This is a genomic window from Streptomyces sp. NPDC097107 (assembly GCF_044762405.1).
Classification (GTDB): domain Bacteria; phylum Actinomycetota; class Actinomycetes; order Streptomycetales; family Streptomycetaceae; genus Streptomyces; species Streptomyces thinghirensis.
On sequence record NZ_JBIWEF010000004.1, the window covers coordinates 405,355 to 430,231 of the forward strand.

The 24,877-nt window shown below is 70.5% G+C and carries 20 protein-coding genes; 13 read left to right on the forward strand and 7 right to left on the reverse strand.

Going from position 1 to position 24,877, the window contains the following annotated elements:
* The first annotated feature begins 658 nt into the window (after window positions 1–658).
* Window positions 659–1,666: an XRE family transcriptional regulator gene (locus tag ACIQ1J_RS12055; RefSeq protein ID WP_403556402.1), complete on the forward strand. Its 1,008-nt coding sequence runs from the start codon at window positions 659–661 to the stop codon at window positions 1,664–1,666.
* Here ACIQ1J_RS12055 and ACIQ1J_RS12060 read toward each other — a convergent pair.
* From ACIQ1J_RS12060 to ACIQ1J_RS12075, 4 genes are all read right to left on the reverse strand, one after another.
* On the reverse strand, window positions 1,650–2,438 hold the full coding sequence (locus ACIQ1J_RS12060; RefSeq protein WP_403556404.1) for an NUDIX domain-containing protein: 789 nt from the start codon (window positions 2,436–2,438) through the stop codon (window positions 1,650–1,652). The genes ACIQ1J_RS12055 and ACIQ1J_RS12060 overlap by 17 nt on opposite strands.
* A gap of 167 nt (window positions 2,439–2,605) precedes the next feature.
* Complete coding sequence (locus ACIQ1J_RS12065) at window positions 2,606–3,172, reverse strand: hypothetical protein (RefSeq protein WP_403556406.1); 567 nt, start codon at window positions 3,170–3,172, stop codon at window positions 2,606–2,608.
* A 416-nt stretch (window positions 3,173–3,588) separates the two neighbouring features.
* Window positions 3,589–4,131, reverse strand: coding sequence for a DUF6932 family protein (locus ACIQ1J_RS12070; protein ID WP_403556408.1), 543 nt, complete (start codon window positions 4,129–4,131; stop codon window positions 3,589–3,591).
* A gap of 387 nt (window positions 4,132–4,518) precedes the next feature.
* Window positions 4,519–6,264, reverse strand: a complete 1,746-nt coding sequence (locus tag ACIQ1J_RS12075; RefSeq protein ID WP_403556410.1) for a dolichyl-phosphate-mannose--protein mannosyltransferase — start codon at window positions 6,262–6,264, stop codon at window positions 4,519–4,521.
* A gap of 111 nt (window positions 6,265–6,375) precedes the next feature.
* Here ACIQ1J_RS12075 and rsmI point away from each other — a divergent pair, with 111 nt between their 5' ends.
* From rsmI to ACIQ1J_RS12100, 5 genes are all read left to right on the forward strand, one after another.
* Complete coding sequence (gene rsmI / locus ACIQ1J_RS12080; RefSeq protein WP_403556412.1) at window positions 6,376–7,233, forward strand: 16S rRNA (cytidine(1402)-2'-O)-methyltransferase; 858 nt, start codon at window positions 6,376–6,378, stop codon at window positions 7,231–7,233.
* Between the two features lie 280 nt (window positions 7,234–7,513).
* Window positions 7,514–8,434 (forward strand): TatD family hydrolase, encoded by a 921-nt coding sequence (locus ACIQ1J_RS12085; RefSeq protein ID WP_403556414.1) that lies wholly within the window; start codon window positions 7,514–7,516, stop codon window positions 8,432–8,434.
* Window positions 8,435–8,534: 100 nt separating this feature from the next.
* Window positions 8,535–9,845, forward strand: a complete 1,311-nt coding sequence (locus ACIQ1J_RS12090; RefSeq protein ID WP_403556416.1) for a ubiquitin-like domain-containing protein — start codon at window positions 8,535–8,537, stop codon at window positions 9,843–9,845.
* 80 nt (window positions 9,846–9,925) lie between these two features.
* Window positions 9,926–10,786: a 16S rRNA (adenine(1518)-N(6)/adenine(1519)-N(6))-dimethyltransferase RsmA gene (gene rsmA, locus ACIQ1J_RS12095; RefSeq protein WP_403556418.1), complete on the forward strand. Its 861-nt coding sequence runs from the start codon at window positions 9,926–9,928 to the stop codon at window positions 10,784–10,786.
* A 7-nt stretch (window positions 10,787–10,793) separates the two neighbouring features.
* The gene (locus ACIQ1J_RS12100; protein ID WP_403556420.1) at window positions 10,794–11,690 is read left to right on the forward strand and encodes a 4-(cytidine 5'-diphospho)-2-C-methyl-D-erythritol kinase; all 897 of its coding nucleotides are present in this window, start codon (window positions 10,794–10,796) and stop codon (window positions 11,688–11,690) included.
* 11 nt (window positions 11,691–11,701) lie between these two features.
* Here ACIQ1J_RS12100 and ACIQ1J_RS12105 read toward each other — a convergent pair whose 3' ends face one another.
* Entirely contained in the window at window positions 11,702–12,298 is a 597-nt protein-coding gene (locus tag ACIQ1J_RS12105; protein WP_403556653.1) for a Uma2 family endonuclease, read from the reverse strand.
* 155 nt (window positions 12,299–12,453) lie between these two features.
* Here ACIQ1J_RS12105 and ACIQ1J_RS12110 point away from each other — a divergent pair, with 155 nt between their 5' ends.
* From ACIQ1J_RS12110 to ACIQ1J_RS12125, 4 genes are all read left to right on the forward strand, one after another.
* Window positions 12,454–14,268, forward strand: coding sequence for an ABC-F family ATP-binding cassette domain-containing protein (locus tag ACIQ1J_RS12110; protein WP_403556422.1), 1,815 nt, complete (start codon window positions 12,454–12,456; stop codon window positions 14,266–14,268).
* 236 nt (window positions 14,269–14,504) lie between these two features.
* The gene (locus tag ACIQ1J_RS12115) at window positions 14,505–16,271 is read left to right on the forward strand and encodes a PQQ-binding-like beta-propeller repeat protein (protein ID WP_403556424.1); all 1,767 of its coding nucleotides are present in this window, start codon (window positions 14,505–14,507) and stop codon (window positions 16,269–16,271) included.
* A 115-nt stretch (window positions 16,272–16,386) separates the two neighbouring features.
* Window positions 16,387–18,324 carry a PQQ-binding-like beta-propeller repeat protein gene (locus ACIQ1J_RS12120; protein WP_403556426.1) on the forward strand — a complete coding sequence of 646 codons (1,938 nt, stop codon included), beginning with the start codon at window positions 16,387–16,389 and terminating at the stop codon, window positions 18,322–18,324.
* Between the two features lie 240 nt (window positions 18,325–18,564).
* Complete coding sequence (locus ACIQ1J_RS12125) at window positions 18,565–19,239, forward strand: response regulator transcription factor (RefSeq protein ID WP_210963401.1); 675 nt, start codon at window positions 18,565–18,567, stop codon at window positions 19,237–19,239.
* 169 nt (window positions 19,240–19,408) lie between these two features.
* Here the strand turns inward: ACIQ1J_RS12125 and ACIQ1J_RS12130 are convergent, their stop codons facing one another.
* Both ACIQ1J_RS12130 and ACIQ1J_RS12135 read right to left on the reverse strand, forming a co-directional pair.
* Entirely contained in the window at window positions 19,409–19,729 is a 321-nt protein-coding gene (locus ACIQ1J_RS12130) for a hypothetical protein (protein WP_403556428.1), read from the reverse strand.
* Window positions 19,730–19,750: 21 nt separating this feature from the next.
* Window positions 19,751–21,430 (reverse strand): sodium:solute symporter family protein, encoded by a 1,680-nt coding sequence (locus tag ACIQ1J_RS12135; RefSeq protein ID WP_403556430.1) that lies wholly within the window; start codon window positions 21,428–21,430, stop codon window positions 19,751–19,753.
* A 206-nt stretch (window positions 21,431–21,636) separates the two neighbouring features.
* On the opposite strand from ACIQ1J_RS12135, the gene galT reads away from it, so the two are divergent.
* The 3 genes from galT to galK are packed head-to-tail and all read left to right on the forward strand — an operon-like array spanning window position 21,637 to window position 24,848.
* Window positions 21,637–22,695 (forward strand): galactose-1-phosphate uridylyltransferase, encoded by a 1,059-nt coding sequence (gene galT, locus ACIQ1J_RS12140; RefSeq protein ID WP_403556432.1) that lies wholly within the window; start codon window positions 21,637–21,639, stop codon window positions 22,693–22,695.
* Window positions 22,695–23,657 (forward strand): UDP-glucose 4-epimerase GalE, encoded by a 963-nt coding sequence (gene galE / locus ACIQ1J_RS12145; RefSeq protein ID WP_403556434.1) that lies wholly within the window; start codon window positions 22,695–22,697, stop codon window positions 23,655–23,657. Before galT ends, galE begins: the two co-directional genes overlap by 1 nt.
* A gap of 27 nt (window positions 23,658–23,684) precedes the next feature.
* The gene (gene galK / locus ACIQ1J_RS12150) at window positions 23,685–24,848 is read left to right on the forward strand and encodes a galactokinase (protein ID WP_403556436.1); all 1,164 of its coding nucleotides are present in this window, start codon (window positions 23,685–23,687) and stop codon (window positions 24,846–24,848) included.
* The last annotated feature ends 29 nt before the right edge of the window (window positions 24,849–24,877 follow it).

Genomic DNA, 24,877 nt, shown 5'->3' on the forward strand with positions numbered 1-24,877 from the left:
CCTTCCAGCGAGGAACGGCCCGAACAGAGCCCCCGGTGTTGGCGCACCGGGGGCTCGCGCCGTTGAAGTCGGTAGATCCGGCTCCCCTCAGCGCTGCACGTGCGCGACGTGCAGCGGAGGCAACCGGCCGCAGCAAAGAAGCTGCGGAGGGATCGATGCGCGGCGTGGCCGCGCGGTCCGTCTTTTCGACTCGGGGAGACGGGGCCCACCTATGCAGTTCTCAAAGAGCCGGCGCTTCCTTCGAGCCCGCTTCACGGAGCCCTCCGGGCGTTCGTCTCACGCATCGCGAACTCAGGACCTGCCCGCAATCTGGTGCGCACCAGTAGAGTGCATCTGGTGCGCACCAGAGTCAAGGTGGTTCGCTGTTTCGGGTGAAGGTCATCCCGTCGCGGTGCGTCTCCAGAAGACCTCTTGCGGCAGGGTCGGCGGTAGCCAACAGGGCTTAACATCCGGCCTGTTAAGGGCTGTTGACCTGCGGAGACGTGCGCCATGCTGGCAAGGTGATGCGAGCGGAACCAACGTGGGGAGGTCGCCCGTGAGTACAGGACTTCGCAACGCGCGGACGGCGCGCGGATGGTCGCAGGAACGACTGATCCGTGAGATCGAGCAGTACGCCCGACGGAGCCTCACTGACGTTGCATCGACCGCGAGTCTGCGGGTGTACGTCTCCGAGTGGGAGAACGGCAAGCGCACCATCTCGGACCGGTACGCACGCGTCCTGCGGCAGCTTCTCGGTGTCACGGACGGGGAGCTGCGGGATACCGACCCGGTACCGGCGCCGCCAACCGCGGACGGTTACGACGACCTGCTGAGCCGGATCGACTCAGCGAGCAGTGTCGGTGAGTCCATGGTGAAAGCGTTCAACGATCAGACCGAGCTACTGCGCACCATGGACCGTCAGAGGGGCGCCGCGGCCCTGGTGGACCAGATGACCGGCCACCTCTCCGCCCTCGAAGACGCACTCAACTTCGCGGTACTGCCCAGCACACGCCGACCTGTGGCGCTCGCTCTCGCAGGCGCGTCGACTCTCGCGGCGTGGCAGGCCATCGACTCGGGAGCGGTTGAGCGAGCATGGCGGCACTACGAACTCGCCAAGCGGGCGGCCCGCGACGCTGAAGAGCCGATGTACCTGGCTCACGCCATGGGCGAGCAGGCGTACGTGCTCTGCGAGGCGGGGCGGCCGGCGCTTGCCGTCGACCTTGTGCGCGACGCACAGCGCACCGTCGGCCCGTCCGGGTCCGCTCGGCTGCGGGCGTGGCTCTACGCCGCGGAAGCCGAGATGTGCGCGCATGCCGAGATGCCGGACGACAGCCGGCGTGCGCTGGAAGCGGCCATGGCCGTCATTCCGCCGGGCCCCGAGGACCGGGACCCGGACATGTTGAGCATCTTCCTTAACGGCGCCCATCTCGCCCGGTGGCAAGGCAACGTGCTCGCTCTCCTGGGGGAGGAGTCGGCAGTCACCAGCCTTTACGGTGCGCTTGAGGTCATGGACCCGACGTTCGTGCGTGCCCGCGCTGGCCTTCACGCCGACCTGGCGCAGGCTCACCTCACGCGAGCCGAGTACGACGACGCTGGGACGCACTTGCGGCAGGCCCGTTTGTTGGCGGGCCGTACCGGCTCGGTCCGGCAGCGTCGTCGCGTCGACCTGCTCAGTGCGCGGTTGTGAGTCCCTGCGTGTGCCGTGCCGCGAGGATGTGCAGCAGGGCAACGAGGGTGCCTGAACCAAGCAGCTCACCGCGCGCCATGAGTCCTGGGATGTCCGCTAGCGGCACCCACTCGATGTGGCCAGCCTCTTCCAGGTCGGTCGGCTCGCCGACCTTCTCGGCGCCGTGCGCTACGAAGATTTCGTGTGGCGAGTCGACCATGCCCACCATGGGCTGATAGCTCACCACGTGTTCCACCGACTTGGGCCGCCATCCCGTCTCTTCGACCGTCTCCCGCAGCGCCGTGTCCGCAGGGTCTTCCCCCTCGTCGACGATGCCGCCGGGGAGCTCCCAGCCGAATTGCTGCGGCACGAAGCGGTAGCGCCACATCATCAGTACGCGGTCCTGATCATCGATGACGGCTGTAATGGCCACGTGGTGAAGCCTCACGACGTGATGCTCAAACCGCTCCACCCCCGGCGGCTCCACGTCCCAGAGTTGGAGTCTGACCCACCGGTTGTCGTACACGTCGCGCTCGCCGTGGATACGCCAAGGCTCCAGCCCTTCCGGACGCTGAACGCTCACAGCGCCCGGCACCCGGTATGAACTCCGCCCTCGCACCTCCAACTGTCCTTCGGAGACGAGACGGGCGAGAACCTGCCGTAGTGCCGTTCGGCCGATGCCGAGGTCTTCCACGAGTGTGCGTTCTGAAGGGAGCTTGTCGCCGGCTGCATACTCACCTGACGCGAGGCGCGCGCGAAGCATTTCGTAGACCTTGGTCGTCTTCGGTCCCATCCGCGGAGCACTCTCCGTTCTAATCTGGTGCGTACCAGCTTACCGGAGTGCAGGCGTTTGCCTCACCCTCACCTGTGTGTAGGACGAGGCGGGGAGAGTGGCCTGTGAGGCTGGCCGTTTGTGTCTATGGCGGATCAAAGGGGTCGGGCTGTCCGATCCTGACCCCTTCAGTCCTGCGTGGTGCGCAGGTCGATAACCGAATAGTTCTTTCGGACTCGGCCGCCCGCGAATTGCACCTTAGTTACCTCGATGTCTGCCTCAACTCGCTTGTTGAAATACCTATCGAGCTGTGCAGTTAGCTCATCATCCGTGCTAGCTCGGATGATTTCGCCGCCATCTTTTCGGATTTCAACTTTCCCGTGAAATGAGCTAGCCGTTCCGAGCCAGCCGACCACGGTGATTGTTTCTTCCTCGGTGAAGTCGCTGTGCTCGCACAGGAAGCGTACTCGTCTGACGCCAGCAGGGCTCCATTCGCTTTGCCTCACTGTTCCGTCGTGGGTGTGCCAGGACACGCGCACGCCCACACCTGCTTCTGTGAGACCCACAGTTAGCCTGCGAATGTGTCCCGTTGAGCGTTGGCCGAGTGGTGCCAGTTGTTCAGCCAGCAGTTCGTCAGAGGAACTGGATTCCTCGGACAGGTCAACGATATTCAAGACCTTCTCAACTGCGTCATCAAGGAGGGTGGGAAGCTCTTCTGTAGCGTCTCCGAAAAGGGTTTCCTGCCCGGAGTCCATCGACGGTCCATACATCGCTACGCCGAATGATGACGGGAATGTGGCGGCTGCACTCAGGACTGTTGCCTCTCGGATGTCGCGTGGGACCGAAGCAAATCGAGTTGCGCGGCCCGCGACGGCTTGAGCTACCGCTGTAACTGCATCTTGAAGATTAGTGAGAAACGCTCCAAGCGTAGACACCGGGACCGTATGTTTGGCGGTCGGTGCACCTGTCAATGCGACATCGAGGCGACGCCTATCTGACTCCATCACGGTGGCTCCGACGGACTGCAACATGCGTGCGCGCTGGAGGGCGGCGAACTCTTCCGGGGTTTTGGGTGCCTCCCGAGCGCCATGGACCCGTGCGTTGCGGACCTGCCGCAGCCAAGTTCGGACGGCGTCCCTGTCCGTGGGGTCAGGCTTAGGTACGTGAGGAGTCACAGCAGCACCTCCACGTATCCTCGTCGCTGTTCGCCCGGGACGGAGTGGACGAACTCGGGCTTGACGCACTGCAGCACTTCATCGCGTAGACCGATGTCTCGGAACGACGTGCCCGCCTCAGCTTGCAGGAGGCCTGGAGCCATCTGTGAAACAGGCAGTCGGCCAGGCAGCCGAAGGATGAGAGCGTCGACGCGCATGTTCTGTTCCCTGCACCAGTCTGCCATCGTGAGGTCCGCCAGGTCAGTGAGAGTCTCACGATCGAGCGCGTCGAACGTGCGGGCGTCGATTAGGTATGTCACGTCAATGTCGCCAGGGTCGGACTTGTCGCTGACGAAACTTCCCCCGATCCACATGCGGCTGACCCCTCCCGCCAGCGTTTCAACGGTGAGGCGATGTTGCTCCCATTCTTCCCAGATCCCCTGCCGTGTGGCAGACCCTGTGGACTCGACGAGCGTTGTGTACAACTGGTCCAGAGTGGCCGCGTAACGGCCAGGCGGCAACATGCCGGTCGCTGGATCAAGCTCGGGCAAACAGTGCAAAGCGCCAGATCCCCCTCCCCGATGATCGGCCCGCTGATCCTACTGGTGCATGCCCCGTGAGGGCAGACTTGTACCCACTTCACTACAGATGGTGTTGGGCGCTGTCCGTGGATAGGGAGTCGTCGGCTGTCTGCCGCGGTGGCAGCAGGATTAGGCGAGCCACGGAGCCTCGGAGGCTTGGTCAGCGAGGCACTTGTGGGGTGCCGGGTGGCTAAGAAGCAGGAAGCGCCCATCAGTGCGTGCTGCTTGCTCAGACCGTAAGTCTGCTGAGGCCAGCGCTGGGGCCGTCTCCGGGCCGTACGAGGGGGACCAGCGACGACCGCCAACGACCCACATCAACCATGGGGGCACGGTATGCCACCGCGTCCCCACGACGGATCTGCCCAGCTAGACCCACGTGTCCAGCCACATCCGCGCCCGCCAGTCCTCCATCGGGATCGCGGTCCCCGTGTAGATGGGCCAGAAGTAGATGAAGTTCCACGCGATCAGCAGCACCAGTACGCCCGCGCCCGTCGCCCCCGCGACCCGCCGGGCGTCGCCGCAGCCGGGTCGGCCCACGATCGCCCCCAGCAGCATCGCCACCGCCAGGCACAGGAACGGCAGGAAGACGACGGCGTAGAAGAGGAAGATCGTCCGCTCCTGGTACAGGAACCAGGGCAGATAGCCGGCCGCGATGCCGCAGGCGATGGCGCCCGCGCGCCAGTCGCGGCGGAAGACCCAGCGCCACAGGACGTACAGCAGGGCGAAGCAGCCCACCCACCACAGCAGCGGGGTGCCGAGCGCCAGGACCTCGCGGGCGCACTTCTCGCCCGCGTCGGCCGGGCAGCCGTCCGCACCGGCCGCGGGCGACTCGTAGAAGTACGAGACCGGACGGCCGAGGACGATCCAGCTCCAGGGGTTCGACTGGTAGGTGTGCGGCGAGGTGAGGTTGGTGTGGAACTCCAGCACCTGCGTCTCGTAGTGCCACAGGCTGCGCCACCAGTCCGGGAGGAGCCAGGACCAGGAGCTGTTCCTGCCGTCGGTCGCCGCCCAGTCGCGGTAGTAGCCGCCGCTGCCGTCGGCGGGGGAGAGGATCCAGCCCAGCCAGGACAGGACGTACGTGGCGAGCGCGACCGGCACCGTCGACAGGAACGCCCAGCCCAGGTCGTACTTCAGCACCGCCAGGTGCGGCCGGTGGGCGCCCGCGACCCGGCGGGTGCCGACGTCCCAGAGCACGGCCATCACGCAGAAGGCCGCCATGATGTACAGGCCGTTCCACTTGGTGGCCGCGGCCAGGCCGAGCATCAGCCCCGCCGCCAGCCGCCAGGGGCGCCACCCGAGCCGGAACGTCTCGGCGATGTGCGCGTCCGGGCGGACCAGGCCGTCGTCGTCCACCGGCAGCGCGGCGGCGAGTTTCCCGCGGGCCCGGTCGCGGTCGGCGACCAGGCAGCCGAAGGCCGCCAGCACGAAGAACATCAGCACGCTGTCCAGCAGCGCGGTGCGGCTCATCACGAAGTGCAGCCCGTCCACCGCCATCAGCGCGCCCGCCAGGCACCCGAGGAAGGTCGAGCGGAACAGCCGCCTGCCGATCCGGCACAGCAGCAGCACCGACAGCGTGCCGAGCAAGGCCGTCATGAACCGCCAGCCGAACGGGTCGAACCCGAACAGCAGTTCGCCCAGGCCGATGACGTACTTGCCGACCGGCGGATGCACGACGTACGCCGCGTCCGTCGGGATCGGGACGTCACCGCCCGAGTTCAGGATCAGGTCGTTGGCGTTCTTGTCCCAGTTGACCTCGAAACCGCGGTGGATCAGCGACCAGGCGTCCTTGGCGTAGTACGTCTCGTCGAATATCACCGCCTTCGGGCTGCCCAGGTTCCAGAACCGCAGCACGCCCGCCAGCAGCGCCACCAGCAGCGGCCCGCCCCATCCCGACCAGCGCACGATCCGGTCGGCCGGCGCCTTGGCCAGGCCCAGGAAGGCCCACAGGCGAGGACCGGGGCTCGTGTACGCCGGCACCAGCCGGTCGCGGACGTCGCCGGCCGCGGGCCCCACCGTGTAGCCGAAGCGGCGCAGCCGCTGCTGCCAGGGGGGCCGCCGGTCGTGCGGGGCCTGGTCCTGCCGGGTGTCCGTGGAGGACGCGGTACTGGTCACCGCGCCATCGTAGGGAACCGTACTGTGCGCGTCCCGCGCATGGCCCTCACCGCGCTGGTCCGGATGCGTCCTGGCGGCAGGACGTCCAGCCGTCCCTGGGAGGATGGGGGAGTGACTGGAACCCTTGTACTCGCGGGCACCCCCATCGGCGACGTCCGGGACGCCCCGCCGCGGCTCGCCGAGGAACTGGCCGGCGCGGACGTCGTCGCCGCCGAGGACACCCGGCGGCTGCGCCGGCTCACCCAGGCGCTCGGCGTCACGCCCCGGGGGCGTGTCGTGTCGTACTTCGAGGGCAACGAGTCCGCCCGTACGCCCGAGCTGGTCGAGGAGCTGGCGGGCGGCGCGCGCGTGCTGCTCGTGACCGACGCCGGGATGCCGTCCGTGTCCGACCCCGGCTACCGGCTGGTCGCCGCCGCCGTCGAGCGGGACGTGCGGGTCACCGCCGTGCCCGGCCCGTCCGCCGTGCTCACCGCGCTCGCCCTGTCGGGACTGCCGGTCGACCGGTTCTGCTTCGAGGGCTTCCTGCCGCGCAAGGCCGGCGAGCGGCTGACCCGGCTGCGCGAGGTGGCCGGGGAGCGTCGCACCCTCGTCTACTTCGAGTCCCCGCACCGCGTCGACGACACCCTCGCCGCCATGGCCGAGGTCTTCGGCGCCGACCGGCGGGCCGCCGTCTGCCGGGAGCTGACCAAGACCTACGAGGAGGTCAGGCGCGGCGGCCTCGGCGAGCTGGCCGCGTGGGCCGCCGAGGGGGTGCGCGGTGAGATCACCGTCGTCGTCGAGGGCGCGCCGGAACAGGGGGCCGAGGAGGTCGGCGCGGAGGAACTGGTGCGCCGGGTGCGGGTGCGCGAGGAGGCGGGTGAGCGGCGCAAGGAGGCGATCGCCGCGGTGGCCGCACAGGTGGGCCTGCCCAAGCGGACGGTGTTCGACGCGGTGGTGGCGGCGAAGAACGCCGGGGCCCGACGGTCTTGATCCGGCCGCGCTCGACCCACCTCGTACGGATCACGCGGCCGGGGCGGGTCGCCTCGGCGCGCGGCGCCTCGCACGGCCTCCACCGGGTGCCGCCGGCCGGCCCCCCCCGTCGATGCCCGAGGTGCCCGAGATGCCCGAGGTGCGGGGCCCCGGGGCGCCGGGGCTCACCGCCGAGCGACGGCACTGGCACCTGGCCGGCCTCCTGAACGCCCTGCACCTCCACCACGGGGCGAGCTGACGGCCGTTCCGGGCCCGGGGGACCTTTCGTAGGATCGGAGGCATGCCTTCGAACGCCTCCGGCCGGTCCGACAAGAACGACGCGCCCCCGCTTCCCGAGCCCCTCCGGGTGCCGGTCGCCGACTCGCACACCCACCTCGACATGCAGTCGGGCACGGTGGAGGAGGCTCTCGCCAGGGCCGCGTCGGTCGGCGTCACCACGGTCGTCCAGGTCGGCTGCGACCTCGCCGGCTCCCGCTGGGCGGCCGACACGGCGGCGGCGCACGACGCCGTCCACGCCACCGTCGCCCTGCACCCCAACGAGGCGCCGCGCATCGTGCACGGGGACCCTGGGGGCACCTCCCAGCCCCCTGGGGCTGGGGGAGGCTGGTCGAGGCAGGGGGCGCGCGAGCCCGGCGGGGACGCGGCGCTCGACGACGCCCTCGCCGAGATCGACCGGCTGGCCGCGCTCCCGCAGGTCAAGGGCGTCGGCGAGACGGGCCTCGACTACTTCCGCACCGGCCCCGAGGGCAAGGCGGCCCAGGAGCGGTCCTTCCGCGCCCACATCGAGATCGCCAAACGGCACGGCAAGGCCCTGGTCATCCACGACCGCGACGCCCACGCCGACGTCCTGCGCGTCCTCAAGGAGGAGGGCGCCCCCGAGCGCACCGTCTTCCACTGCTACTCCGGCGACGCGGAGATGGCCGAGATCTGCGCGAGTGCCGGGTACTACATGTCCTTCGCCGGCAACGTCACCTTCAAGAACGCCCAGAACCTGCGCGACGCGCTCGCGGTCGCCCCGCCCGAGCTGGTCCTCGTGGAGACCGACGCGCCGTTCCTGACGCCGGTGCCCTACCGGGGCAGGCCCAACGCGCCCTACCTGGTGCCGGTCACGGTGCGTGCCATGGCCGACGTGCGGGGGGTCGACGAGGACACGCTGGCGACGGCCCTGGCCGCGAACACGGCCCGCGCCTTCGGGTACTGAGCGGGAGCCGCGCCACGCTGCGTAGTCGCGTCGTTTTGGAGAGTGACGAGCGCTCCGCTAGGTTCTGGGGGCCCGATCCGGACCCCTGGAGCGTGTCGGCGTGAGCACAACGCAGTTCGAAACCTTCGCGACCCCCGAGACGCACGCACCGTACGACGTGCACAGCGCACCCACCCTGGCGTACGGCGACACCTACCGGCCCGCCCACGAGCCGACCGGGCCCGCGCTGCCCCGGCAGGGCACTCCCCGGACCCCCGCTCCCGTGCCGGGCGACGGCCGGGCCGCGCGCCGGCGACGGGAGCGGTGCGCCGGACGCGCGGACGGCCCGCTGCGCCGGCTGCTGCCGCGAGCGCTGGTCGTGGCGTTCCTCGCGGGCGGCACCACCGCCTTCGTCGCCAAGGACAAGGCGGTCGAGCTGACCGTCGACGGCACCCCGCGCACGCTGCACACCTTCGCCGACGACGTGACCGAACTGCTCGCCCGGGAAGGCGTCGAGGTGGGCGCCCACGACGTGGTCGTGCCCGCGCCCGGCACCCCGCTCACCAGCGGCGAGGAGGTCTCCGTCCGCTACGGACGGCCCGTCCTGCTCACCCTCGACGGCCACCGGCGCCAGGTGTGGACGACCGCGGAGACGGTGGCGGGGGCGCTGAGGCAGCTCGGCGTACGGACGGAGGGCGCGTACCTGTCCACCGGGGGCTCCCGGCACATCGGACGCGAGGGCCTCGCCCTGAACGTACGGACCGAGCGGGTGGTGACGGTCATGGCGGACGGCCGGGCCCGCACCGTGCGCACCAACGCCGCGACCGTGCGCGAGGCCGTCGAGGAGGCCGGGGTCACCCTGCGCGGCCAGGACACCACCTCCGTCCCGGCGACCAACTTCCCCCGCGACGGGCAGACCGTCACGGTGCTGCGGATCACCGACTCCCAGGAGGTCCACGAGGACCCGATCCCGTTCGACGTGCGGCGCGCCGAGGACGCCGCCCTCTACCGGGGCACCGAGGTCGTCGAGCAGGCGGGCCGGCCCGGTCTGCGCCGCACCACGTACGCGCTGCGCACCGTCAACGGCGTCCGCGAGAAGCCGCGCCGGCTGCACACCGAGGTGGTGCGCGAACCCAGCCCGCAGATCGTGCGGGTCGGCACCCGCGCCCGGCCGACGTCCGTGCGGGGCGCCGACCACCTGAACTGGCAGGGCCTGGCCGCGTGCGAGTCGGGCGGCCGCCCGGACGCCGTCGACCCCTCGGGGACGTACGGGGGCCTCTACCAGTTCGACACCCAGACCTGGCAGCGCCTCGGCGGCGAGGGCCGCCCCCAGGACGCGCCGGCATCGGAACAGACGCACCGCGCGAAGAAGCTCTACGTACGCAGCGGCGCCGACTCCTGGCCGCACTGCGGGGCACGACTGAAGGGCTGACCGGCGACGCCCCGGACCACGCGAGCCCGCCCCTTCCCGGTCCGGACGGCCCCGCTGCCGCCCCCGGCTACCCTTGCGGGGTGAGCAGCCCCACCCCCGACGCCCTCCTGGGTCCCGCCGACGTCCGCGAACTCGCGGCAGCGCTCGGCGTACGCCCCACCAAGCAGCGCGGCCAGAACTTCGTGATCGACGCGAACACGGTCCGCCGTATCGTCCGCACCGCCGAGGTACGCCCCGACGACGTGGTGGTCGAGGTGGGACCGGGTCTCGGCTCGCTCACCCTGGCCCTGCTGGAGGCCGCCGACCGGGTCACCGCCGTCGAGATCGACGACGTACTCGCCGGTGCCCTCCCCGCCACCGTCGCCGCCCGCATGCCCGAGCGCGCCGACCGTTTCGCCCTGGTCCACTCCGACGCGATGCACGTGACCGAGCTGCCGGGCCCCGCCCCGACCGCGCTGGTCGCCAACCTGCCGTACAACGTGGCCGTGCCCGTCCTCCTGCACATGCTCGACACCTTCCCCACCATCGAGCGCACCCTCGTCATGGTCCAGGCCGAGGTCGCCGACCGGCTCGCCGCCGCACCCGGCAACAAGGTGTACGGCGTGCCCTCCGTGAAGGCCAACTGGTACGCCGAGGTCCGCCGGGCGGGCTCCATCGGCCGCAACGTCTTCTGGCCCGCGCCGAACGTCGACAGCGGGCTCGTGTCACTCGTCCGGCGGACCGAGCCGCTGAAGACCACCGCCTCCAGGCGCGAGGTCTTCGCCGTCGTCGACGCCGCCTTCGCCCAGCGCCGCAAGACCCTGCGGGCCGCCCTCGCGGGGTGGGCCGGTTCGGCGGCGGCCGCCGAGACCGCCCTCGTCGCCGCGGGCGTGTCGCCGCAGGCGCGCGGAGAGGCGCTGACCGTGGAAGAGTTCGCGCGTATCGCCGAACACAAGGAGTGACGAGCAAGTGAGCGTGACGGTCCGCGTCCCCGCCAAGGTCAACGTCCAGCTCGCGGTCGGCGCCGCCCGCCCCGACGGCTTCCACGACCTGGCCAACGTCTTCCTCGCCGTCTCCCTGTACGACGAGATCACCGCGACCCCGGCCGCCGGCGGACTCCGCGTCACCTGCGAGGGCCCGGACGCCGACCAGGTCCCCCGCGACCGGACCAACCTCGCGGCCCGCGCGGCTCTCGCCCTCGCCGAGCGCTACGGCCGCGAGCCCGACGTCCACCTGCACATCGCCAAGGACATCCCCGTGGCCGGCGGCATGGCGGGCGGCAGCGCGGACGGCGCCGGCGCGCTGGTCGCCTGCGACGCCCTGTGGGGCACCGGCGCCTCGCGCGGCGAGCTGCTCGCGATCTGCGCCGAGCTGGGCAGCGACGTGCCGTTCAGCCTGGTCGGCGGGGCCGCCCTCGGCACCGGGCGGGGCGAGAAGCTGACGGAGCTGGAGGTCGGCGGCGACTTCCACTGGGTCTTCGCGATGGCCTCGCGCGGGCTGTCCACCCCGGCCGTCTTCCGCGAGTTCGACCGGCTGGGGGAGGACCTCGACATTCCCGAGCCGGTCGCGGCCCAGCCCGTGCTCGACGCCCTCGCCAAGGGCGACGCCACCGCGCTCGCCGTCGCCGTCACCAACGACCTCCAGCCGGCCGCGCTCTCCCTCTTCCCCGAGCTGTCCGACACCCTCGCCGCGGGGCGGGCGGCGGGTGCGCTGGCGGCCCTGGTCTCGGGCTCGGGACCGACGACGGCCTTCCTCGCCACCGACGCGCGGTCGGCTTCCGACATCGCCGGGGTGCTGCGGGCGTCGGGGACGTGCCGTGAGGTGCGTACGGCGGTGGGGGCGGTGGCGGGGGCGGCGGTGGCTTGACGCGGTGCGCGTTACAACTCGTTGACCGCGGTCAGGTCGACGTCGATGTCGTAGGGCACGTTGACCTTGACCCGGTCGTGGTAGATGCCGGTCAGGGCATAGGTGCCGGTGGCCTCGCCGCGTTCGTAGACCTGGACGACCGGGTGCTGGTCCTGGCCCGTCATGTCGACGAGCCAGTAATGGGGGATGCCCGCCGCCGCGTACTTGTGAGGCTTGTAGTCGCGGTCGCGCGCCTCGGAGTCCGGCGACACCACTTCGACGGCGAGCAGAACATCGGCGACTTTGTAGTACGTCTGCTCCCGACTCTGCACGGCTTCCGCGTGGACGACCGAGACGTCCGGCTCCGGGCCGTTGCGGCGGTCGATAACGACGGTCATCTCACGGCGGACCCGCAGTTCCCGGGGGGCGGTGCGGCGCAACTCGCTCACCAGCAGATCGATGACAACACTGTGGAAGTCCCGCTGGGCACTCACGAAAACCAGGCTCCCGTCGATCAACTCGGTGTGCGGCGGGAGATCCGGCAGGGTGAACAGGTCGTCCACGGTGTAACCGTCCACGGGCGGCACCGGCCAGTGATGACGGCGGTGCTCTGCGGACTCGGCGGTCATGGTTCCTCCCATGGGCGGGATCCTGCTGCCTGTTCCCCACCGTAGCCGGGTGGTCCGACATACGGCATCACAAAGTGTGACCACCCCCGTCCGCGTCACCCCACCCCCCGGAGGGCCTACGCTTGAAGGCTGATCGTCCCCCAGTCAGGAGAGAAATGGCCGTCAACCTGGTCAATGTCGAGAACGCCACCAAGGTGTACGGCACCCGTGCCCTCCTCGACGGCGTGTCCCTCGGCGTCTCCGAAGGGGACCGCATCGGTGTCGTCGGCCGCAACGGCGACGGCAAGACGACCATGATCCGGATGCTCGCCAAGCTGGAGGAGCCCGACACCGGCCGCGTCACCCACTCCGGCGGGCTGCGGCTGGGCGTGCTCACGCAGCACGACTCCCTCGACCCCGAGGCCACCGTCCGGCACGAGGTCATCGGCGACCTCGCCGACCACGAGTGGGCCGGCAACGCCAAGATCAGGGACGTGCTGACCGGGCTGTTCGGCGGGCTGGACATGCCGGGCTTCCCGCAGGGCCTGGACACCGTCATCGGGCCGCTCTCCGGCGGCGAGCGGCGCCGTATCGCGCTCGCCAAGCTGCTCATCGACGAACAGGACCTCGTCGTCCTGGACGAGCCCACCAACCACCTCGACGTCGAGGGCATCGCCTGGCTGGCGGGGCACCTGCGCGAGCGCCGCTCCGCACTCGTCTGCGTCACCCACGACCGGTGGTTCCTCGACCAGGTCTGCACCCGCATGTGGGACGTGCAGCGCGGCGACGTCTTCGAGTACGAGGGCGGCTACTCCGACTACGTCTTCGCCCGCGCCGAGCGCGAGCGCATCGCCGCCACCGAGGAGACCAAGCGGCAGAACCTCGTCCGCAAGGAGCTGGCCTGGCTCCGGCGCGGCGCCCCCGCCCGCACCTCCAAGCCCCGCTTCCGCGTCGAGGCCGCCAACGAGCTGATCGCGGACGTGCCGCCGCCCCGGGACAGCAGCGAGCTGATGAAGTTCGCGTCGTCGCGGCTCGGCAAGACCGTGTTCGACCTGGAGGACGTCACCGTCCAGGCCGGTCCCAAGGTGCTGCTCAAGCACGTCACCTGGCAGCTCGGCCCCGGCGACCGCATCGGCCTCGTCGGCGTCAACGGCGCCGGCAAGACCTCCCTGCTGCGGGACCTCGCGAACGCCGCGTACAGCGACGGGGAGCAGCAGCCCGCGGGCGGGCACGTCCGGGTCGGCAGGACCGTCAAGCTGGCGTACCTGTCCCAGGAGGTCGCCGAACTCGACCCGACCTGGCGGGTGCTGGAGGCCGTGCAGCGCGTCCGCGAGCGCGTCGACCTCGGCAAGGGCCGGGAGATGACCGCCGGGCAGCTGTGCGAGACGTTCGGCTTCGGCAAGGAGAAGCAGTGGACGCCGGTCGGCGATCTGTCCGGCGGTGAGCGGCGCCGCCTCCAGCTGCTCCGGCTCCTCATGGACGAGCCCAACGTCCTCTTCCTCGACGAGCCCACCAACGATCTCGACATCGAGACCCTGACCCAGCTGGAGGACGTCCTCGACGGCTGGCCCGGCTCGATGATCGTCATCTCCCACGACCGGTTCTTCGTGGAGCGCACCACCGACCGGGTCTTCGCCCTGCTCGGCGACGGCGCGCTCAGGATGCTGCCGCGCGGCATCGACGAGTACCTGGAGCGTCGCCGGCGCATGGAGGAGGCGGCCGCGGCCACCGTACTCGCGGCAGCCGCGAAGCCGGCCGCGGGGGCGCCCGAGAAGAGCGCCGCCGACGTGCGCGCCGCCAAGAAGGAACTCCAGAAGATCGAACGGCAGCTGGACAAGGTCTCCGAGAAGGAGACCAAGCTGCACGCGCGGATCGCCGAGAACGCCACCGACTTCGCGAAGGTGGCCGAACTGGACACCGAGCTGCGCGAACTGGCCGGTCAGCGCGAGGAGCTGGAAATGCGCTGGCTGGAACTGGCGGAGGACGCCTAGCCCCGCGCGCGGGGGGCGCGTACGGCGTGAAGAGGGCGTGAAGGCCCGTAACAGTGGCATCACGAGCCGGTCCTCCCTTGGGAACAGGGGCGGGCACGGCCCGGTGTGCCCTCCTGGCCGGGTGATAGAAAGGCCGTCCGAGAACTGTCTGAATGACTGCCGTCAAACGACTCCGGGGCCGGCGCGTACCTCGGGGCGTGGCTAGAAATCAGTGAGTAATAAGGGGGAACGCGCTGATGAGCCAGCCGCCCAACCAGCCGCCGCAGGGTGGCTTCGGAGCACCGCAGGATCCACCGCCGGGAGGCTTCGGGGCACCGACCCCGCCGCCCCCGCAGGGCCCGCCGCCCGGTCCGCCGCAGCAGCCGCAGCCGGGGTACGGCTACCCGCAGCAGCCGGGACAACCGGGTCAGCCGGGTCCCTACGGACAGCCGGGCCCGTACAACTCCGGCCCGTACGCCCAGCCACAGCAGCCGGGTCCGTACGGCCGGCAGCCCGGCTACGGCTATCCGCAGCCGCAGTTCCCGGGCGCGCCCGGCACCCCGCCGCCCGGCGGCCCGGGGTCCCGCAACCCCTTCAAGGGCAAGCCCGCCCTGGCCGTCGGCGCAGCCGTCGCGGCCCTGCTCGTCATCGGCAGCAGCGTGTGGGCGGTCACCGCGAACAGCGGCGACGACAAGGACAAGAAGCCCGTCGCCGGCAAGAGCGACGACCCCAAGCCCTCCGGCTCCGGCGGCGCCCCGGTCAACCCCGGTGACGGCAGGGGCGACGGCGGCGAGGACCCCGAGGACCTCAACGAGGGCCGCCAGGCCGGTGAGTCCAAGGTGCTCTGGTACAAGGAGGCGCCCGACGCCCCCGGTTCCGGCGCCGACGCCCCCGGCATGTGGATCACCGGCGAGACCGCGGTGAAGGCGGCGTACAAGCAGGTCTTCGCCTACGACGTCGGCGACGGCAAGCCCAGCTGGGACCCGGTCACCTTCCCGGAGAAGATCTGCGCGGTCACTCCGGAGAAGACGGCCGGCGACAAGATCGTCGTCGCCTACATGAGCGGCTCCAGCGACCGCGCCAAGTGCAACCAGATGCAGGAGATCGACCTCGCCACCGGTGAGAAGGGCTGGAAGGAGGAGGTCGAGGACGGCGAACTCTTCGACACCACCCTCTCCGTCGAACTCAACGTCAGCGGCGACATCCTGATGGTCGGCCGCTCCCAGTCCGGCACCGCCTACGACGTCCGCAGCGGCAGGAAGCTGTACGACAAGAAGCGGTACGGCGACGCCTGCTTCCCCGCCGGCTTCGCGAGCGGCCCGAAGACGATCATCCAGGTCGCCTCCTGCGGCGCCGGCGGCAACAACGCTCACGACGAGGTCCAGGGCCTCGACCCGAAGACCGGCAAGGTCCTGTGGACCTACAAGTACGAGAAGGGCTGGCGGGTCGAGCGCGCCTACTCCGTCGACCCGCTCGTCGTCCACGCCACCCACGAGGACAAGAAGGTCTGGAACATCTCCACCTTCACCTCCAAGGGCAAGGTCCTCGAACAGGTCGGCGTCGACGAGGACTTCGCCCCCGAGTGCGGCTGGGCCATCCTCGACCGCGACCTCCAGGGCTGCGCGGGCGTCGCCGTCGCCGCGGGCACGCTCTACCTGCCGACCGAGGCGGCCAGCGGCGCCAACGAGATCGTCGCGATCAACCTCACCACCGGCAAGGAGAAGTGGCGCGCGAAGTCCCCCGCGGACGAGTCGATGATGCCGCTGCGGGTCGAGGGCGACCAGCTCATCGCGTACGTGCAGCCGTCCTACGACGCCGGTGGCCAGGTCGTGTCGATCGCGACCGGCACCAGCAGCCACAAGCCGGTCGAGCTGCTGCAGAACCCGCAGGGTGTCGCGGACATCGAGAACAGCTTCTACTCCAAGGACATCGACTGGGTCGACGGGCGCTTCTACATCTCCACCACCCGTCTGACCGGCAACGACGAGTCGAAGGAGAAGTTGATGCTCGCCTTCGGCAAGTGACCTTCTCCGTCCGGCCCGTGCGATCAGCCCGGCCCGTGCGATCCGGCCGCCCAGGCCGGATCGCACGGCCATCCCGGCCGTCCCCGTCGTCTCCGCTCCCCGAGGTACTCACGTCATGACCCAGCCGCCGCCCCCGCCGCCCAACCAGCCCCCGCAGGGGGGAGGCTTCGGCCCGCCGCAGGGCCCGCCGCAGGGCCCGCCGCAGGGCCCGCCGCAGGGCCCGCCGCAGGGCCCGCCGCCACAGCCGCCCACCCCGCCGTCGGGCGGTGGGCCGAACCTCGGCAAGACCCCGGAGCCGGGCTACGGCTACCCGCAGACGCCGCCGCAGGCGCCCGCGGCTCCGCCCACCCCGCCGACGGGTTCGCCGCAGCCGGGGTACGGGTATCCGCAGACTCCGCCGCCGCCCCGGCCCGGGTACGGCTACCCCGGTCAGCAGCCGGGTCAGCAGCCCGGCCAGCAGCCCGGCCCGTACGGGCAGCCGACGCCGCCCTACGGCCAGCCCGGCCAGCCCGGTTACCCCGGACAGCCCGGCTACGGCTATCCGCAGGCGACCGTGCCGATGCAGGCCCAGGCCGGCGGGCCGGGCGGCGGGCGGAAGATCAACGCGCAGATGGCGATCATCGTGGCGGCCGTCGTCGCCATCGCCCTGATCATCGGCGGCGGTGTCTGGTACGCCGGCTCCACCGACGACGGGGGCAAGGACGACACCGCGAGCTCCAGCGGGGGCACCGGTGGCAAGGGCGGCACGGACGAGAAGGGCGGTGAGGGCGGCAAGTCCTTGGGCGGCGAGGAGAAGGTGCCTTCCGACCCCGCCTCCAAGGTGCTCTTCCAGGTTCCCGCGCCCGCGGTGAGCAAGGAGGACAGCAGCGTCGTCGTCTCCGGCTCGTGGCTCACCGGCAAGGTGTACGCCAAGAGCGGCATCGCCGAGATCGTCGGCTACGACCCCGCCAAGGGCAGCGAGAAGTGGACGATCAAGCTGGCCGGCCCGGTCTGCACGGCCAGCCGGCACGTCACCGACGACAACAAGACGGTCGTCGTCCACCAGCCCGCCATGCCCACCAAGGCGGATCCCTCGCACGGCTGCACCCAGGTCGCGGTCATCGACCTGGACGCGGGCAGGAAGCTGTGGACGAAGACCGCCGGTGACCAGCCGATGTCCTTCGACAACGTCACGATCAGCGGTGACACCGTCGCGGCCGGCAGCACCGACGGCGGCGTCGCCTGGGACATCGCCAAGGGCGACCTCCTGTGGTCCCCGAAGACCACCGACACCTGCTACGACGCCGGCTACGGCGGCGGCGAGAAGCTGGTCGCGGTGCGCAAGTGCGGTTCGTACGACGCACGACAGCTGAACATCCAGACCATCGACCCGAAGAGCGGGAAGGTGGTCTCCGAGTACAAGATGGCCAAGGGCATCGAGTACGCGGGCATCGTGTCGACGAACCCGCTGGTCGTGGCCGCCGACGTCGGCGACTCCGCCGGCGACGGCAGCGGCATCTCGGACTTCTTCTCGATCGACAACAAGACCGGCAAGCTGCTCACCCGCATCTCCGCGCCGGGCGAGCAGTTCGCGGCCCGCTGCGACACCATCACCAAGATCGAGCACTGCTCGGGGCTCGCGGTCGGCAACGACCGGCTCTACATCCCGACCGAGGAACACGAGGGCAGCGGCGAGTCGTACAGCCGGACCAACGAGGTCGTCGCCTTCGACCTGGCCACCGGCAAGCAGACCGGTCAGCGCGCCGACGCCGGCGACGGCTACACGATCACCCCGCTGCGCATGGACGGCGGCAACGTGATCGCCTACAAGCGCCCGCCGTACGACAAGGGCGGCCGGATCGTGAGCATCGACGGCGGGTCGTTCAAGCAGACCACGCTGCTGGAGAACCCGGCGACGGAGGCGGTGCGGGACGTCGAGTCGAGCATGCTGCCGGAGTACTCCGAGATCCTCTACTCGCAGGGGCACCTGTACATGTCGCAGGTGTACGCCAGCGAGCCGTCCAGCGCGGATGAGAAGGAGTACCTGGCGATCGGGTTCGGCACCGGCGGCTGACGCCGCTCGGCGCACCGCCGGCCGGCTCCACGGCCCCCGTCGCGGCCCCGTCCCTGCTCAGGGGCGGGGCCGTGTTGCGGGGGATTTCGGCGATCCGGGGCGGTTCTCGCCGGTAGGGGCAGCGAGACGTCGAGCCAGCGTGTAGCTTCCGGGACATGAAGGGCGGGGTGGGGGCCGGGGCCGCGGACGGGGGAGCCCGGGGTCCTCGCCGGCCGTGCCGGGGGACTGGGGGGTTGCTCTATGGGAGTACGGCTCATGGTGGTCGACGACCACCGATTGCTCGCCGAGGCGCTGGCTTCGGCGCTGAAGCTGCGCGGGCACCGGGTGCTCGCCGCGGCGGCGCCGGCCGCGGGTGCGGCGGAGCTGGTGATCAGCCGGGCGCCGGAGGTGTGTCTGCTGGGGACGGCGACACCGGCCGAGCCGGGCATCTTCGATCCGGTGCTGCGGATCAAGCGGGAGCGTCCGCAGGTGGCGGTGCTGGTACTGGGGCCGGTGCCGAGCCCTCGCGGGATCGCGGCGGCGTTCGCGGCCGGGGCGTCGGGGTACGTCCGGCACGACGAGCGGATAGAGGGCGTCGAGCGGGCGATCATGAAGGCGCGGGCCGGGGAGGCGGCGGTGGCGCCGTCGCTGTTGCAGGGGGCGTTCGGTGAGCTGCTGAATCCGGCGGCCCAGCCCGACGACGAGGGGCAGCGGCTGTTGCAGATGCTCACCCCGAGGGAGGTGGAGGTCCTGGTCCGGGTCGCCGACGGCGAGGACACCAGGCTGATCGCGGCGGGCATGGGCATCGCCCCGTCCACGGCGCGTACGCACGTCCAGCGGGTCCTGATGAAGCTGGGTGTGGGATCGAGACTGGAGGCAGCCGCACTGGCCGCCCGCACGGGCCTACTGGACCGAGCGGGCGCATCAGGCGCGTAGCCGCGGTCAGTCGTGCCTCCCCCAGCGCCTGAACGGCCCGGGCGGCGCCCCCGGGGGCGGCACGGGTGGGCGCAGCGGCACCCGGCCGGCGCCGGCCCGCGACACCCATCCCCGTCCCGCACCGACACCGGGCGCCCCCGAACGCAGGGCACCCGGCACGCGTCCCGCGCTACTTCTCCGGTGCCTCCTCGGCAGAGATCGGCGGCGTGGGCGGCGCCGTGGGCCTCATCTTCAGCCACGCCAGGAAGAACAACCCCAGCACCAGCATCCCCAGCCCGGTCCACAGGTTGATGTTCACCCCCTGCGCCTTGTCGATCTCGTCGTCGGACGCCACGAGGCCCGCGATCGTCACGATGACGCCGTAGACCACGAACAGCCCGCCGATGATCCGCCGGATGTCGAACAGCCGCGCGGCCGTGACGGACTTGGTCTCCAGCTCGGAGACCTCGTCCTGGACGTTCTTGTCGGAGTAGGAGTTGGAATCAGACATGCTCTCTCTATCCTCCCGCGATCAGAACGAGAACGGGATGTAGCAGGCGGCGGCCAGTACGACCGCGCCCCAGCCCAGGAGAGCCGGCTTGCGGTACCACGCGTCGTCGCCCTTGGCGGGCGCCTCGGACATGCCGGGGGAGGTGGTGCCGTAGACCAGGCCCTGGAGCTCGGCGGCGGGCTTCGGCGCGGTGAACAGGGACACGACGACCATGACGACCGCACCGGCCACGAAGCCCGCGATCGCGGAGACGAAGTTGGCGCCCTGGTCGGAGGGGATGTCGACGATGCCCTGCTTGTAGATGACGAAGTAGTTCACCATCGCCGCGGTGGTGCCCGCGATCAGACCCCAGAAGCCGGACTTCATGGACGCGCGCTTCCAGAACATGCCGATGATGAAGACCACGAACATCGGCACGTTGAAGAAGGAGAAGAGCGTCTGGAGGTAGCTCATGATGTTCGAGAACGACGACGCCAGGAAGGCCGTGCCGATCGAGGCGAGGACGCCGATCACGGTGATCAGGCGGCCGAACCGCACGTAGTAGCCGTCCTCGCGGCCCTTCACCACGTACCTCGCCCAGACGTCGTTGGTGAAGACCGTGTTGAAGGAGGAGATGTTCGCCGCCATGCCCGCCATGAAGGCGGCCAGCAGGCCGGTGACCGCGATGCCGAGGACGCCGTTGGGCAGCAACTGCTGCATCAGGTACGGGATCGCGTCGTTGTACTGGAGGTCCGAGCCGGGCGTGCCGATCTTCGGGACGAGGACGGCGGCGACCAGGCCCGGGATCATCACCACGAAGACGATGAAGATCTTCGGGAACGCGGCGATCAGCGGTGTGCGCTGGGCCGCCGAGAGGTTCTTCGCGGACAGGGCGCGCTGCACCTCGGCGAAGTTCGTCGTCCAGTAGCCGAAGGAGAGCACGAAGCCGAGACCGAGGACGATGGTCAGCCAGTTGGCGCCGAGGGGGTTGTCGCTGCCGATGCCCGTGCCGCCCCACGCGGTCATGAAGTCGCCGCCGCGGGACTGGGTGAGGGAGTCGGACAGGCCGTCCCAGCCGCCGACCTTCTTCAGGCCCAGGATGGTGATCGGGATGAGGCCGGCCAGGATCACGAAGAACTGGAGGACCTCGTTGTAGATCGCCGAGGACAGACCGCCGAGCGTGATGTAGGCCAGGACGAAGAAGCCGGCGACCACGATGGCCACCCACTGCGGCCAGCCCAGCAGTGCCTCGACGACGATCGCGAGGGCGTAGAGGTTCACCCCGGCGATCAGGATGGCGGCGACGGCGAACAGCATCGAACTCAGCAGGTGCGAGGCCCTGTCGAAACGCAGGAGCAGGAACTCCGGCACCGAGCGGACCTTCGAGCCGTAGTAGAACGGCATCATCACCAGGCCGAGGAAGACCATCGCCGGGATGGCGCCGATCCAGTACCAGTGGGTCGTGTAGACGCCGTACTGGGCGCTGTTGGCGGCCATGCCGAGGATCTCGGTGGCGCCCAGGTTGGCCGCGACGAAGGCGAGGCCGGTCACCCAGGCGGGCAGTGAGCGGCCGGACAGGAAGAAGTCCAGGCTGGTCTTGACCGAACGGCGGGCGGCGAAGCCGATGCCGAGCACGACGACGAAGTAGATCCCGAGGATCGAGTAGTCGAGCCAGTTGGTGGGGAGTCGAAGCTCCGCGGCTAGATGTGTGGGGGTATGCATACGAACTCGCTTCGTTGCGCGAACTGATCCGAGCGGAACTTACGCCTCCGCGTTCAGTTATTGAACACTTCTGGTGACGTTCTTTGTTTGATTGTGATGATCGACGAGTCGGCGGGGTCGCTGTTTGGTTGCTGGTTGGTTGTGATGTGTTATGTTTGTTTATGTTGAGTGATTGGGTGCGGATGCAGGTGTAGAGGAGTCCGGCAGTGAAGAAGACCTCGACCCGGCTGGCCGACGGTCGCGAGCTCGTCTACTACGACCTGCGCGACGACACCGTGCGGGACGCCGTCGACCGCCGTCCGCTGGAGCGGACCGTCACCACCTCCGAGGTCCGCCGCGACCCGCTGCTCGGCGACTCGGTCGCCGTGGCCTCACACCGCCAGGGCCGGATCTACCACCCGCCGGCCGACGAGTGCCCCCTGTGCCCTTCCGCGGGTGAGCGGCTGAGCGAGATCCCGGACTCGTCGTACGACGTGGTGGTCTTCGAGAACCGCTTCCCCTCGCTGGCCGGCGACTCCGGCCGCTGCGAGGTCGTCTGCTTCACCTCCGACCACAACGCCTCCTTCGCCGACCTGGGCGAGGAGCAGGCCCGGCTCGTGCTCGACGCCTGGACCGACCGCACCTCGGAGCTGTCCCATCTGCCCTCCGTCGAACAGGTCTTCTGCTTCGAGAACCGGGGCGCCGAGATCGGAGTGACGCTGGGTCACCCGCACGGGCAGGTCTACGCCTACCCCTTCACCACGCCCCGCACCGCCCTGATGCTGCGCCAGGTGGCCGCGCACAAGGAGGCGACGGGCGGGGAGAACCTGTTCGACGCCGTCCTGGAGGAGGAACTGGCCGGCGAGCGGGTCGTCCTGGAGGGTGAACACTGGGCGGCCTTCGTGCCGTACGCCGCGCACTGGCCGTACGAGGTGCACCTCTACCCCAAGCGGCGGGTGCCCGACCTGCTCGGACTCGACGAGGCGGCGCGCACAGAGTTCCCCCAGCTGTATCTGGAACTCTTGAGGCGCTTCGACCGGATCTTCGGGATCGGTGAGCCTCCGACGCCGTACATCGCGGCCTGGCACCAGGCCCCCTTCGGGCAGCTGGAGGACTTCGAGGGCGTGGTGCGGGACGACTTCGCGCTGCACCTCGAGCTTTTCACCATCCGCCGTACATCCGGCAAGCTGAAGTTCCTCGCGGGCTCCGAGTCCGGCATGAACGTGTTCATCAACGACGTGCCCCCGGAGCGCGCGGCCCAGCGACTGCGAGAGGTAGCGAGTTGATGAGCGGGAAGTACCTGGTGACGGGCGGGGCGGGCTACGTCGGCAGCGTGGTCGCCCAGCACCTGCTGGAGGCCGGCCACGAGGTCGTCGTCCTCGACGACCTCTCGACGGGCTTCCGGGAGGGCGTGCCCGCGGGCGCCTCGTTCGTCGAGGGCGACATCCGCGACGCCGCCAAGTGGCTGGACGCGTCGTTCGACGGTGTACTCCACTTCGCCGCCTTCTCCCAGGTCGGCGAGTCGGTCGTGAAGCCCGAGAAGTACTGGGACAACAACGTCGGCGGCACCATGGCCCTGCTGGAGGCGATGCGCACGGCGGGCGTCCGCCGTCTCGTCTTCTCCTCCACGGCCGCCACGTACGGCGAGCCGGACCAGGTCCCGATCGTCGAGTCCGCGCCGACGAAGCCCACGAACCCCTACGGCGCCTCGAAGCTGGCCGTGGACCACATGATCACCGGCGAGGCGGCGGCCCACGGCCTGGGCGCGGTCTCCCTGCGCTACTTCAACGTCGCGGGCGCGTACGGGGAGTACGGCGAGCGCCACGACCCCGAGTCCCACCTGATCCCCCTGGTCCTCCAGGTGGCCCAGGGCAGGCGCGACGCGATCTCCGTCTTCGGCGACGACTACCCGACGCCGGACGGCACCTGCGTCCGCGACTACATCCACGTCGCCGACCTGGCCGAGGCCCACCTGCTGGCCCTGGCCGCGGCCGCCCCCGGCGAGCACCTCATCTGCAACCTGGGCAACGGCAACGGCTTCTCCGTCCGCGAGGTCGTCGAGACCGTCCGGCGGGTGACGGGCCACCCGATCCCCGAGGTCCTGGCCCCCCGGCGGGGCGGCGACCCGGCGGTCCTGGTGGCGTCGGCCGGCACGGCCCGCGAGAAACTGGGCTGGAACCCGTCGCGCGCGGACCTCGCGGGGATCGTGGCGGACGCGTGGGAGTTCGCGCAGCGGCGCGCGAAGTAGACCGTAGGAAGGGCGAGGGATCAGGGCATGAGCGAGGCTGTCGCAGGGGCTGTCGGTGAGCGGTTCCGGGAGCTGTACGGGGCGGACCCCGAGGGAGTGTGGGCGGCGCCGGGCCGGGTGAACCTCATCGGCGAGCACACCGACTACAACGACGGCTTCGTCATGCCGTTCGCCCTGCCGCACACCGCGGTCGCGGCGGTCTCCCGGCGCGACGACGGCATCCTGCGCCTGCACTCGGCGGACATCGCGGCCGACCCGGTAGTGCTGCGCGTCGCGGACCTCACCCCCGAGTCGGACAAGTCCTGGACCGCGTACCCCTCGGGCGTCGTCTGGGCGCTGCGCGAGGCCGGCCACGAGCTGACCGGTGCCGACATCCACCTGGCCTCGACGGTCCCGTCGGGCGCGGGCCTCTCCTCCTCGGCGGCCCTCGAGGTGGTGGTCGCCCTCGCCCTGAACGACCTCTACTCCCTCGGCCTGCGCGGCTGGCAACTGGCCCGCCTGTGCCAGCGCGCGGAGAACGTCTACGTGGGCGCCCCGGTCGGCATCATGGACCAGACGGCATCCGCCTGCTGCGAAGCGGGCCACGCCCTCTTCCTCGACACCCGCGACCTCTCCCAGCGCCAGATCCCCTTCGACCTCGCGGCCGAGGGCCTGCGCCTCCTCGTCGTCGACACGCAGGTCAAGCACTCCCACAGCGAGGGCGAGTACGGCAAGCGCCGCGCGGGCTGCGAGAAGGGCGCCGCACTGCTGGGCGTCGACGCGCTGCGGGACGTGCCGTACGCGGAGCTCGACTCCGCCCTGGAGCGCCTGGCCGACGACGAGGACGTGCTCCGCCTCGTCCGGCACGTCGTCACGGAGGACGAGCGCGTCGAACGCGTCGTGTCCCTCCTCGAATCCGGCGACACCCGCGCCATCGGCCCCGTCCTGATCGAGGGCCACGCCTCCCTGCGCGACGATTTCCGCATCTCCTGCCCGGAACTCGACCTGGTCGTCGACACGGCCCTCGCCTCCGGCGCCCTCGGCGCCCGCATGACCGGCGGCGGCTTCGGCGGCGCGGCGATCGTCCTGGCGGAGGAGTCCGACGTCGACGCCATCACCAAGGCGGTGGAGGAGGCCTTCGCGGCGTCGGCCTTCACGGCCCCACGCGTGTTCGAGGCGGTGCCTGCGGCGGGGGCTCGGCGGGTGGGGTGAGGCGGGGGCAGAGAGACGGCCTCACACAC

Bases quoted from the DNA above. Each gene is read 5' to 3' on its own strand.
- ACIQ1J_RS12125 (WP_210963401.1), top strand. From the start codon at position 18,565: ATGGGAGTACGGCTCATGGTGGTCGACGACCACCGATTGCTCGCCGAG.
- ACIQ1J_RS12120 (WP_403556426.1), top strand. From the start codon at position 16,387: ATGACCCAGCCGCCGCCCCCGCCGCCCAACCAGCCCCCGCAGGGGGGA.
- galE (WP_403556434.1), top strand. From the start codon at position 22,695: ATGAGCGGGAAGTACCTGGTGACGGGCGGGGCGGGCTACGTCGGCAGC.
- galK (WP_403556436.1), top strand. From the start codon at position 23,685: ATGAGCGAGGCTGTCGCAGGGGCTGTCGGTGAGCGGTTCCGGGAGCTG.
- ACIQ1J_RS12085 (WP_403556414.1), top strand. From the start codon at position 7,514: ATGCCTTCGAACGCCTCCGGCCGGTCCGACAAGAACGACGCGCCCCCG.
- ACIQ1J_RS12110 (WP_403556422.1), top strand. From the start codon at position 12,454: ATGGCCGTCAACCTGGTCAATGTCGAGAACGCCACCAAGGTGTACGGC.
- ACIQ1J_RS12115 (WP_403556424.1), top strand. From the start codon at position 14,505: ATGAGCCAGCCGCCCAACCAGCCGCCGCAGGGTGGCTTCGGAGCACCG.
- ACIQ1J_RS12130 (WP_403556428.1), bottom strand. From the start codon at position 19,729: ATGTCTGATTCCAACTCCTACTCCGACAAGAACGTCCAGGACGAGGTC.
- ACIQ1J_RS12065 (WP_403556406.1), bottom strand. From the start codon at position 3,172: ATGGACTCCGGGCAGGAAACCCTTTTCGGAGACGCTACAGAAGAGCTT.
- ACIQ1J_RS12135 (WP_403556430.1), bottom strand. From the start codon at position 21,430: ATGCATACCCCCACACATCTAGCCGCGGAGCTTCGACTCCCCACCAAC.
- ACIQ1J_RS12105 (WP_403556653.1), bottom strand. From the start codon at position 12,298: ATGACCGCCGAGTCCGCAGAGCACCGCCGTCATCACTGGCCGGTGCCG.
- ACIQ1J_RS12060 (WP_403556404.1), bottom strand. From the start codon at position 2,438: ATGGGACCGAAGACGACCAAGGTCTACGAAATGCTTCGCGCGCGCCTC.